Here is an 11,108-nt window from a genome sequence, read left to right as displayed (position 1 = left end):
CCGCAGGAAGCGCGCTGCCACCGAACCTCGTCGAAGCGATGGCAGAGGCGAAAACCGCCTATTTCGAGCCGCCATTTCTTGCACTTCGGGATCGGTTGCTGAACGCGGCACTGACCGGCGAGAAGCCCGAAATGATCGCCAACGAGTGGAGCCCGCTCTCGGTCAAACACATGAGCTCTGCGGTTGTCGTCGCCGAGCGCGCGCTTGATATGGCCAAGAATTATACCCTGACCCAGCATTCCCTGGCTGAGCGTTCGCTGATATTGCAGCTTACGCTGCTGACTTGCGCGCTCGCGCTGACCGTCGGCACCATGATCGCCGTCACCCGCCGCGTCATCCGGCCGCTGCACAACATGCGCGACGCCATGCTGAAAGTCGCTGCCGGTGATCTGACCGTCGATACCGGATACACGCAGCGCCGCGACGAGATCGGCGCGCTGGCCGGCGCGCTGGAAACCTTCAAGCAGCAGGCCGTCGACAAGCTTCGGATCGAAGAGCAGGAACGTGAACGCAACGCCGGCGCCACCGCGCGTCAGCGGACCATCGAGACTTATGTCGGTGAATTCGAGAGCATGGTGCGCCAGACGCTCAACCAATTGGGCGATGCGTCCGGTCAGATGCGGACGACCTCGGCGGACCTGTCGGCGGTCTCCAGCCAGACCAATGCGCGCGTTCAGATTGCGGAGCGGGCCTCCGGAGAGGCCTCGATGAGCGTGGAGAGCGTGGCTTCCGCGTCGGTGGAACTGAGCGCATCGATCGACGATATCAGCCGGCAGGCATCGCACGCCGCGGGCATCGCCAGCCGCGCGGTCAAAAGCGCGCGGGAAACCGACGACACCGTCCAGGGCCTGGCGAAAACCGCAGGCCGGATCGGCGAGGTGGTCGGACTGATCAATTCGATCGCCGCCCAGACCAACCTTTTGGCGCTGAACGCGACCATCGAGGCGGCGCGCGCCGGCGATGCCGGCCGGGGCTTTGCCGTGGTGGCATCCGAGGTCAAATCGCTGGCCAGCCAGACCGCCAAGGCGACCGACGAAATTTCGGAGCAGATTGCCGACATCCAGAAGGTGGCCGGCGATGCCATCGATGCCATCAAGGCAATCGGCAGCATCATCGGCGAAGTGAACGAGGTCGCGACCGCGATCGCAGCCGCGGTCGAGCAGCAGGGCGCCGCCACCCAGGAGATCACCCGCAGCACCCAGCACGCCGCGCAGGGCACCAAGAACGTCTCCGATAATATCACCGGCGTCAAAACCGACGCGGATGCCGCCGCAGCCGCCGCCGATAACGTCAAACACGCCTCCGAGACGCTGGAAACGCAGAGTCAGCAGCTCGGCAGCCAGGTCACCCAGTTCCTGAGCAAGATTCGCGCGGCTTGATTTCACTAGATCTTTGTCGTCCCGGCGTGCGCCGGGACGACGTCTGCCGTCACTCCGACGCCACCACCGGCACGCGCTGGTAATGCGCGCGCAGCGCTTGCGAGGCGGGCGATAGATTCAGCGACGCGCCGCGTTTGTCGGCACTGCGGCCGGCGATCATCAGCCCGCCGCTCCCCGCCACAATGTCACCCTTGCGAAGCGTCGGGTCGTTTTCGATGCTGACCGGAGCGAGACCGGTCTGATCCTTGCCGTTGCAGGTGCATCCCGCGACCATCTCGCTGCGATAGCGAAACGCGTTCGGCAGTTCGGAATAGGGCTTTCCGCTCTCGGTCACGGCATTGTCGATATTGCTGCCGTAAACCACTTTGGTTTCGCCGGCCGGGCAAAAACTGTTGCAGGAGGCCGCCCGGCTCTGATTGTCGGATGCCTGGATCGGGAAATAACGCCCGTCGCAGCTGCGCACGCAATAGGCCTGGGAGCCACCGGAATAGCTGGTGCGCGGGCGTGGCGCGAGAGTTTCCGGCGCGGCGGAATTGTCACCCTCGCTGGCAAACGGCAGCGGGGTCGCTGGGGCCGGTGGCCGGGCCCCGAACGCGCCGAACAGCGCCGAGAGAAAATCCTCCGCCTGCGCGGCCGGGGCGGATATCAACGCGACCGATATGGCCAGTGCGCCAAACGCCAGTCTGCCGGATGCTCTGGTCATGTTCGCCTCCAAAACAGGGGCTCAATCCTCAGTACAGCGACGAGGTCGAAAGGTTCATCGCCTGGCGGCCCGAAGGCAGCGTCGTCACGACCGGGCGTCCCGGCGCCGCGGCCGGTCGAGCGGCGGCCGATCCAATGATCGTTCTTTGGGCCTCAACGTGCGGCGCGGTCTTCGCCAGCACCACCACCCTTGTACCGACATCGACGCGGCTGAACAGGTCGGCGACGTCTTCATTGGTCAGGCGAATGCAGCCCGAGGACACGAACTTGCCGATCGTCGTCGGATCGTTGGTGCCATGGATGCGATATTCGCTGGAGCCGAGATACATGGCGCGGGCGCCGAGCGGATTGCCGGGTCCACCCGCCATGAAGCGCGGCAGATAAGGCTGGCGCGCGATCATCTGCGCCGGCGGATGCCAGTCCGGCCATTCCGCCTTGCGGCTGATGGTCTGCACGCCGGACCAGGTGAAGCCCTCGCGGCCGACGCCGACGCCGTAGCGAAGGGCACGCCCCTGGCCCAGCACGTAATACAGCGCGGTGTTGCCGGTATCGATGATGACTGTGCCGGGCGCTTCGCGGGTCTCGATCGCCACAACGGTGCGCCGCAGCCGCTCGGGAACCACATAGGCGCTGCCGCCGCCTTCGTCCGACAGCGCCGGATCGGCCGGCGCCAGCGTCATATCATCTGACGGGAATGAACTCGGCGGTGACGCGTAGCCGAACGCTTGGCCAGGACCTTGACCAAGCCCTTGGCCAACCCCCTGCGCGCTTGCCGCACCGGTGAAGAGGACGGGCGCCCATAACAACGCTCCGGCGAGCATCAGCGCGCTGGTCGCGCGCGGCGAAATCCTGCTTATGCCTGCGAGTGTCTGTTTCATGAGCCGCCCCAATTCGATCGGCATCGTGTCGATGCCCTCTTCACCAAACGCGACCGGGGCTGCGCGGTTCCACCGCGGTTCAAATAGAGCCGGCCCTGTCAAGCCGACCGCGCTTCACGTTTCGGCGATGGAACTTCTGCGCGGCGCGGCGGTTGGAGCCGCGAGCTAGTGGGTGAAACGATTTGCGTGTCTTTCCCGTCCAGACCTCCGGTACGCCACTGCCTGACAGCCAAGCCGAACAGCCGCCGGTGATTCGCCGCGCGGAGGTCGTGGCCTTTGCGCTGATCTCGCTGCTGCTGATCTGCGTCGTCGCCGTACTCTATGTCGCGAAGGCGTTCTTTCTCCCGGTGGTCGCCGCCTTCGTGGTCGGCACCATGCTGTCGCCGGCCGCGGGCTTCCTGGAGCGGCATCGAATTCCCCGGGCGCTGTCGGCGGTCCTGATCGTGACCGCGGTCGGTGCCGGCGTCACCTTCATGGTCGGCCTGATCTCTTCGCCGCTGATGGAATGGCGCACGCGCCTGCCCGAACTCGGTTCGCTGCTGCGGGAGAAACTGCACATATTCGACCGGCCGCTGGCGCTGTGGCAGGAGTTGCAGAACATGCTCGGCGGATCCGATGCGTTTGCGGTCACTCCGTTCCAGATGCCGAAAGTCGAATGGCTCCAGCCCACGCTCGAATTCCTGTCCCCGACCTTCACCGAATTCCTGCTGTTCTTCGCCACCCTGATCCTGTTCATCGCGAGCTGGCGGGACCTGCGGCGCGCGCTGATCATGACCTTCACCGGCCACGACTCCCGGCTGCGAACCCTGCGCATCCTCAACGCCATCGAGGGCCAGCTCGGCGGTTATCTGCTGACCGTGACCATGATCAATTTCGGCGTCGGCGCGGCCACCGGCATCATCTGCGCGGTAACGGGCATGCCCAGTCCGGCCGGGCTCGGCGCGCTGGCCGCGACCCTCAACTTCCTGCCCATCATCGGTCCGGTCGCGATGTTTACGATCCTGCTGATGGTCGGCGTGGTCGCGTTCTCGACCATCGGCGCGGGATTGATCGCGCCACTGGCCTTTGTCGGAGTTGCCTTTCTCGAAGGCCATTTCATCACCCCGACCATCATCGGCCGCCGGCTCGAACTCAACGCCCTCGCCGTCTTCATCGCGCTGGCGTTCTGGACCTGGCTGTGGGGACCGGTGGGCGGCTTCCTGTCGTCGCCGCTGCTGATCGTGGGCCTGATCCTGAGAGAGCATCTGTGGCCGACGGTCTCGCCGAATCTGCCGCCGGACTGATCGCTGTCACAGGTTTTCGCAGAGGGAACTTCCGGCACTGCGGGGCGTTTGTGCCGTAGCTAAATTCTGAAAGCCGGGAGCTTTTGATGTCGAGCACAGAGGGAGAAACCGGGATGAGAAATCTGGCGGATAAGGCAACCGAAGAAAATCTTCAAGAACGTCTCGAAAAGGATGTAGCAGCCGTGAAACACGATATCTCAGCCCTTACCGACCAGATCACCGACGCGCTCAATTCATTCGCCGGCACCGCGCAGAAGCAGGCACGCCGTGGCTACAAGCAGGCCCGCGCCAATGTCGATACCGCGGTCGACGATCTCTCCGAACGCGGCGGCGCCATGATGGATGCCGCCCAGGACGCGGCCAGTTCGATCGAGGAAACGCTGGAAGACGTCATCACGCAGCGCCCGCTCGCGACCGTCGGGATTGCGCTCGGCCTCGGCTTCCTGATCGGCGCGACATGGCGCCGCTAGCGCCCGGCGCGTGAGAGGTGCCTTAACGGGAATCAATTCTGCCATTTGCAATTGTTTGATCTGCAATTCTTTCGGTTCAACGAGGCGTCCAGATGTTTGCGCGCATGATCGATGATTTCAAGGATTCCACCAGCACCGCCTTGCGCCTGACCTCGCTGGCGGCGGTGGTGGCTGTGGCCTTGTTCATCATGATCTCGTTTCTGTGCGCCGCTGCCTTTGTCTATGTGCTGCAGACCTGGGGCCTGATCGAGGCCTGCCTGACCGGCGCCGGCATTTTCCTGCTCCTCGCGCTGATCGCGGCGATCGGCTACGTCGTGCGCAAAAACCGGGTCAAGGCGCGCGCGGCGGCAACCGCGAAATCCGCGGTACATTCCGCGTTGGCCGATCCGATGCTGGTCGCCACCGGCATCCAGCTGGTCCGCGCCATCGGCATCAAGAAGCTGATCCCGATCCTCGCCGTCGGCGGATTGGCGCTGGGACTGCTGGCCAGCCGCAACACCCAGACCGACGAAGCGCCCGCGGAGTGACCCTTCGCAATTCACGGGCGCGAAGCGATCGGAGTAGCTGAACGAGCGTTGCACATTGAGTTGTCATACCCCGCGCAAGCGGGGTATCCAGTATTCCACCGCGGTCAGGTAGAGCCGAAACGCTACGGCGTACTGGATCATCCGCCTTCGCGGATGATGACGACCGAGGGGCCATAACGATCCTAACACCGTCATTGCGAGTCAACGGGTCGCGCGCATGCGCGCCCGATGACAGGCTCCGCGAAGCAATCCATTTGGCAACAAGGAAGCAAGGATGCTTTTGCATCGCCCCGGAATGACGAAGGCCAGAAACGCCCGAAAGCCGCTCAGGTCACGCAGCGGCCGGGCTGCAGCAGCCTGGCGACTTCGGTCAGGACACTGACCACGGCTTCGCAGGCGACCGTCATCTTGCGGTCTCCGGATCTGGTCAGAGCCGGCGCGGAAGAACCGTTGCGCGCCTGCGCCATCGGAATACGAATCAGAATCGAGCTGTCGGAAACACCCTGCGGCCGCAGCGAAATCGTCCTGGTCGGCGCCGCCGCCCCCACTACGCCGGCCGCGCGGTCGGATTTGGCGGTACGGTTGATAGCAATGTCGCCCATGGAAGGGGACTGCTGCGCGGGATCCTGCAAAGGATCCCGAAACGCGCTTTGCAGGCGATCCTGTGCATCTCCCGCGTAATCCTGCGAAATATCGGGGCTTTGGAGATCCCGGCCCGAGGCAAACTGCGCGGCGCCGAACGTCAGCGACAGCGCGATCGCCGCGAAAACGCCCTTTGAAATTCGGCTGGAAGTCCTGCCGGAAGTTCTGGAAATTCCCCTGCAGCGCTGTGGCATGGCTTGCCCGCCCGTCGATCCATCGCCCCATGGCGACCAACGACCCAACGCCAACGGAACCGCCCGGTTCTGGGCGCGGCTCATCACTTAACCGTGTGTGAAAAAATATCCGCCGCCCTGGAACGAATCAGCGGGCCTGTGCGTCATCCCGCCAGCCGGTTATCCCCCCTGCCCCATTAACCGGCGACGTAGGGCGCGGCTGTGGTGATGCCAGCCGCGCCCTGCTTTTTTGCCGCAATCAACGCAAAATGATGTAACCGCCCCACCTTTGGCTCGTGGACCATTGTCGCGCAAGCGTACCATTCAGGGTTCAGGGGATCTCCGTATTGGTCGCGCCTGCCTTCAGGGTAGTCCCGGGAAGAGACATCGAGTCCATATCCGCGGCTGTGATCGGCTGGTCGACGACAAAGAGGTAGGAAGCCGCCGAGATCACGCCGATCAGTGCGCCGACCACCAGCGCCGGCACAAATGACCCCGTCGTTTGAACAATGAGCCCTGTAACCGTGGGCGCAAGCGCACCGCCGAGATAGCCTCCGAAATTCTGCACCGCACCGATCGAGGCCGTGCAGTTGGTCGGTACCGCGACCGAACTCAACGCCCACGCACAGGTGCTGGTGACATAGACGAGAAACAGCGAGGCCGAGATGAAGGCGATCGCCAACGCGTTACTGCTGACATAGGCTGCCGCCACCGTGCAGGCCGCCGTTCCAAGCAGAGCGATCGCAGCGGGATATCTCCGGCTTTTGAGCGGCTCGACGCCGCGGCGCACCAGGATGTCGGCGATATATCCGCCGAGCACCCCGCCGACAACGCCGCAGGCAAACGGAACGGCTGCGGCCCATCCGGTATATTTCACGCTCATGTGGCGCTCGATCTCAAGATAGCCGGGCAGCCAGGCGGTGTAGATCCAGGTCAGATAGATGCAGCCGAAATACCCGAAAATCATGCCCCAGGTGGTCCGAAAGCGGAACAGCAGCTTCCACTCGCGAAAAGTGACCTTGGTTCGCTGGCCCGGTGGATCGCCTTGTGTCCGGTAGGCGTTTTCCTCCGGCGTCAGCGCGAGTTCAGTGGGGTTGCGATAAACCAAGTACCAAACGGCCGCCATCGCAAGACCCGCGGCCCCCATGACGACGAACATCGTGCGCCAACCGAACGCCAGCATCAGGAAGGTCAGCAGCGGAACGGCGATAGCCGTGCCCAGCGACGACGCGCAGTTGAAGATGCCGGTAGCCAGACCTCGGTCCCGCTGATTGAACCAGTCCCGCACCACGCGCGCGCCGGTCGGAAATTGCGGCGCCTCGCCGATACCGAGCAGAAGGCGGGCACCGAAAAACTGGCCGAACCCCTGCACCAGTCCGCCCAACAATTGCGCCACGGACCACAGACTGAGTCCCAGCGACAAAAGAATGCGCGGCCCCACCTTGTCGACCATCGCGCCGGTAGGCAATTGCGAGAAGGCATAGGCCCACAGGAACGCCGACAGCAGATAACCCATATCCGCGATGGACAATCCCAGATCTTCCCGGATCAGCGGATTGGCAACGGCCAGGGTCGCCCGGTCGATATAGTTGATCACGCCTGCGCCAACCAGCATGGCCAACGCGGCGAGCTGAACCGATTTGAGGCGAGGTGTCGCCTTCTGTAACCCGAGCATTGTCTTCCCTTGCCTCTTGTTTGTGTTGCGCAACTGTACCGAGCGCCTGCGCGCCGATCCACAGCCGAGTCCCAACAAGCTATGCAATGCAGCCCATGCCGGTATTCATAGGGAGCTTTAATTTCGAACTGTTGTGCCAAATCCTGTTGAGCCAAGTCCTGTTGTGCCAAGTCCTGTTGTGCCAAGTCCTGTTGTGCCAAGTCGGTCTCATCGATGATGGCATCGCTTATCAATCGCATCCGCCATCGCGTCACTTCGCATTTGTACCAGCCGGCGACTCGTGGCGCATCCCAAGAGGGTTTGCCGATAACGGCGAATCACCTAGAAGTTGACCTGCGCCCTACCTGAATTGTGCAGATGAATCGTCGTGAACGCCGGGTGGCCGCCCGCAAATCTCCGGCAGCTTCGAAAGGTCGCGCGGACAGTTCTGCTGCGCTCTATGAAGCCGGCCTTGGCCATTTCCAAGCAGGACGGCATCTGGACGCGCAAATCTGCTGCCAGCGGGCTCTTGCGCTCGATGCCGGACATGCAGACACGCTCCATCTCATGGGGCTGCTTTCCCTCCACGCCAAACAATACGATGCCGCTATCGAGTGGGTCGGTCGCGCCAATCGGGCAGATCCCAAGAGGGATTATCTGGCGAGCCTCGGCGCCGCCTTGGAACAGCAAGGACTCCATCAAGAGGCTCTGCAGGCCTTCGACAAAGCGGTGCAGATCAGCCCTGACGATGCCGAATTGTGGGCCCGACTAGCCAACGTTCTCGTGCTGTTGCAGCGCCCGGACCAGGCGATCCCGGGTTTTGAACGCGCGCTCAAGCTCAACCAGCGCTTCTGGTACGCCGCGTACAATTACGCGGTTCTTCTGCTCCAGTCGGAGCGCTTCGAAGAGACTCTGGTCAATTTTAACCTGTGTGACGAGCTGCTGCCCAATCACGTGACGACCCTGACCGGGCGTGGCCGGGCGTTGTTCAAGCTCAATCGATTTGAGGAAGCTCTGTCCGACGGCAGGCGGGCCCAGGCACTGGACCCGGCGAATGCCGACATCTGTATCGATCTTGGTGTGGCTTTGCAGAAACTCGGCCAGCCCGAGGAGGCACTGCAATGGTTCGACCGGGCGCTGGACCTGCGACCGGGCTTCGTGATGGCTCTTACCAACAAGGGCTCTCTTCTGCTCGAGTCGGAGCGCTTCGAAGAAAGTCTCATCAATTTCAATCTGTGTGACGAACTGCAGCCAGATCACGCGACGACCCTGTTTGGGCGTAGCGTGGCGTTGTACAAACTAAATCGATTTGAGGAAGCTCTGTCCGACGGCAAGCGGGCGCAGGCACTGGACCCGGCGAATGCCGACATATGCAATGCCATCGGTGTGACTTTGCACAAGCTCGGCCGGCCCGAGGATGCGCTGGAATGGTTCGACCGGGCGCTCGACCTGCGACCGGACTTCGTGAAGGCTCTTAACAACAAGGCCTTCATGCTCGGCGAAATTCACAGGTTCGACGAAGCGCTCATGCTGTTCCGCCATGTGAAGAGAATCGATCCGGAAAACGCCGAGACCGACTGGAACGTGGCCCTCATTCAGATGCTGAACGGCGATTTCGAGGCCGGCTGGCCGGGGCGCGAAGCGCGGTGGAAGATACCGTCTCTCTCCGGTACGGCCAGCTACCTGAAATTTCCTCAACCGATGTGGCTCGGAGAGGAGAATGTCGAAGGCAAGACAATTCTCATCTGTGCGGATGAAGGACTGGGAGATACCATTCAGTTCGTGCGCTACGCGCCGATGCTGGCAGCGTTGGGCGCGCGGGTCATTCTGCTTCCGCAGGAGCCGTTGTATCCACTGCTGTCGGGGTTGCCCGGGGTCTCGCAATGCCTGCCCAAGAACGGGAGCGCAGGGTTGCCGGCATTCGACTTCCATTGTCCGATCCTGAGCCTGCCGCTGGCGTTCCGGACGACGCTCGAAACCATCCCAGCGCCGGCATCGTATCTGCCGACCCCCGCGCAGGATCGCCGGCAAGCCTGGGAGGACCGCCTCGGCCAGCACGACAGGTTGCGGGTCGGCCTGGTCTGGTCCGGCAATCCGAAACACAAGAACGATCACAATCGATCGATCCCGCTGCGAACGCTGTCCCGCATCCTCGACATCGATGCGACCTTCGTGAGCCTGCAGAAAGACGCAAGACCCGTCGACAAGGCATTCCTGCTCGAGCGAACCGACATTGTCGACCTGACCGCGCATCTCACCGATTTTATGGAGACGGCGGCCTTGATCAGTTGCCTCGATCTGGTGATCACGGTGGATACCAGCATAGCCCATCTCGCCGGCGCGCTCGGACGCCCCACCTGGATCCTGCTGCCCCACACACCGGACTGGCGCTGGCTGCTCGATCGCGACGACAGCCCCTGGTACCCGAGCGTGCGGCTGTTTCGGCAGACCGAAACGCGGGACTATGCCAGCGTGCTCGATCGGGTGCGGAGCGAGTTGCAAAAGCTGATCGACGCCACCCCGCAACACCCGGGCGCAGGTACACCTGCTTCGCTTTATCAAGCCGGCCTTGGCCATATGAAGGCCGGGCGATATCGCGACGCGCAAGCCTGCGGCGAACAAGCGCTCGCGATCGATTCCGATCACGCTGACAGCCTGCATCTGATGGGGCTTTTGTCCCATCAGGCCAAACAATACGATCATGCCGTGGAGTGGATCGCTCGCGCGCTCCGGCAGCATCCCAAGCCGGATTATCTTGCAAATCTTGGCACCGCTCTGCAGCACCTCGGACGGCACGAAGAAGCTTGCAAGGCCTTCGAAACGGCCCTGCGGCTTAAGCCGGATGACGCCGGACTTTGGAAGAAACTTGGCAACGCTCAGGGCCAACTGGCGCGCCCCGCCGAGGCCGTGTCGAGCCTTCAGCACGTGTTGAGACTGAAGCCCGATGACTGGGACGCAGCGAACAAGTGTGGCATGTTTCTGGATCAGTTGGCGCGACTGGAAGAGGCTCTTGCTTACTTTAACCTGTGCGAGGAGTTGCGACCGAACGATTTCCAAACCCTGCGTCGGCGGGCAATGTGTCTGTACGGTCTCAGGAGGTTCGAGCAGGCCTTAGGCGATCTGGAGCGAACACACGCACTCGATCCCGATAACATCGAGAACATCAATGATATCGGCGTGGCGCTTCAATCGCTGGGCCGCGACAAGGAGGCGCTCGGATGGTTTGAAAAGACCCTTGCGCGCCAGCCGGATCTCGTCGAAGCCCTGAACAACAAAGCGATCTCACTTGGCAGGCTCCGTCGTTTCGAAGAGGCCATCGCAACCCATCTTCGTGTAAAGGCCATTGACCCTGAAAATACCGCCGCCGCGTTGAGTTTGGGGCATCTTTACCTGCTGATGG

At 62.7% G+C, this 11,108-nt stretch carries 9 protein-coding genes; 5 read left to right on the top strand and 4 right to left on the bottom strand.

What is annotated here, in order from left to right; translation table 11 throughout:
- Positions 1–1,379 (top strand): methyl-accepting chemotaxis protein (locus ABR948_RS23065; RefSeq protein WP_428122495.1); only part of this gene is annotated, 1,379 nt, incomplete at its 5' end.
- 49 nt (positions 1,380–1,428) lie between these two features.
- Here the strand turns inward: ABR948_RS23065 and ABR948_RS23060 are convergent.
- Both ABR948_RS23060 and ABR948_RS23055 read right to left on the bottom strand, forming a co-directional pair.
- The gene (locus ABR948_RS23060) at positions 1,429–2,082 is read right to left on the bottom strand and encodes a DUF2865 domain-containing protein (protein ID WP_428122493.1); all 654 of its coding nucleotides are present in this window, start codon (positions 2,080–2,082) and stop codon (positions 1,429–1,431) included.
- Positions 2,083–2,110: 28 nt separating this feature from the next.
- Positions 2,111–2,959: a L,D-transpeptidase gene (locus ABR948_RS23055; protein WP_428122491.1), complete on the bottom strand. Its 849-nt coding sequence runs from the start codon at positions 2,957–2,959 to the stop codon at positions 2,111–2,113.
- A 182-nt stretch (positions 2,960–3,141) separates the two neighbouring features.
- Here ABR948_RS23055 and ABR948_RS23050 point away from each other — a divergent pair, with 182 nt between their 5' ends.
- The 3 genes from ABR948_RS23050 to ABR948_RS23040 all read left to right on the top strand — a co-directional run bounded on the left by ABR948_RS23050 (position 3,142) and on the right by ABR948_RS23040 (position 5,239).
- Positions 3,142–4,242 carry an AI-2E family transporter gene (locus ABR948_RS23050; RefSeq protein WP_428122489.1) on the top strand — a complete coding sequence of 367 codons (1,101 nt, stop codon included), beginning with the start codon at positions 3,142–3,144 and terminating at the stop codon, positions 4,240–4,242.
- 86 nt (positions 4,243–4,328) lie between these two features.
- Positions 4,329–4,712 carry an ElaB/YgaM/YqjD family protein gene (locus tag ABR948_RS23045; RefSeq protein ID WP_428122487.1) on the top strand — a complete coding sequence of 128 codons (384 nt, stop codon included), beginning with the start codon at positions 4,329–4,331 and terminating at the stop codon, positions 4,710–4,712.
- A gap of 92 nt (positions 4,713–4,804) precedes the next feature.
- Positions 4,805–5,239 carry a hypothetical protein gene (locus ABR948_RS23040; RefSeq protein WP_428122484.1) on the top strand — a complete coding sequence of 145 codons (435 nt, stop codon included), beginning with the start codon at positions 4,805–4,807 and terminating at the stop codon, positions 5,237–5,239.
- Between the two features lie 326 nt (positions 5,240–5,565).
- On the opposite strand, the gene ABR948_RS23035 is transcribed toward ABR948_RS23040, so the two are convergent.
- Positions 5,566–6,075, bottom strand: coding sequence for a hypothetical protein (locus ABR948_RS23035; protein WP_428122482.1), 510 nt, complete (start codon positions 6,073–6,075; stop codon positions 5,566–5,568).
- Between the two features lie 310 nt (positions 6,076–6,385).
- Complete coding sequence (locus tag ABR948_RS23030) at positions 6,386–7,729, bottom strand: MFS transporter (RefSeq protein ID WP_428122479.1); 1,344 nt, start codon at positions 7,727–7,729, stop codon at positions 6,386–6,388.
- A gap of 357 nt (positions 7,730–8,086) precedes the next feature.
- Between ABR948_RS23030 and ABR948_RS23025 the strand changes: the two genes are divergently transcribed.
- Positions 8,087–11,108, top strand: a 3,022-nt coding sequence (locus ABR948_RS23025; RefSeq protein WP_428122477.1) for a tetratricopeptide repeat protein, incomplete at its 3' end; no start/stop codon positions are given.

It is taken from the genome of Bradyrhizobium sp., assembly GCF_050014615.1.
Classification (GTDB): Bacteria; Pseudomonadota; Alphaproteobacteria; order Rhizobiales; family Xanthobacteraceae; genus Bradyrhizobium.
Note: the sequence above shows the minus strand (reverse complement) of the source record. Positions and strands in the feature narration are given on the sequence as shown.

Excerpts from the sequence above, each read along its gene's own strand:
- ABR948_RS23060 (WP_428122493.1), bottom strand. The coding sequence starts at position 2,082 with ATGACCAGAGCATCCGGCAGACTGGCGTTTGGCGCACTGGCCATATCG.
- ABR948_RS23055 (WP_428122491.1), bottom strand. The coding sequence starts at position 2,959 with ATGAAACAGACACTCGCAGGCATAAGCAGGATTTCGCCGCGCGCGACC.
- ABR948_RS23045 (WP_428122487.1), top strand. The coding sequence starts at position 4,329 with ATGTCGAGCACAGAGGGAGAAACCGGGATGAGAAATCTGGCGGATAAG.
- ABR948_RS23040 (WP_428122484.1), top strand. The coding sequence starts at position 4,805 with ATGTTTGCGCGCATGATCGATGATTTCAAGGATTCCACCAGCACCGCC.
- ABR948_RS23035 (WP_428122482.1), bottom strand. The coding sequence starts at position 6,075 with ATGCCACAGCGCTGCAGGGGAATTTCCAGAACTTCCGGCAGGACTTCC.
- ABR948_RS23030 (WP_428122479.1), bottom strand. The coding sequence starts at position 7,729 with ATGCTCGGGTTACAGAAGGCGACACCTCGCCTCAAATCGGTTCAGCTC.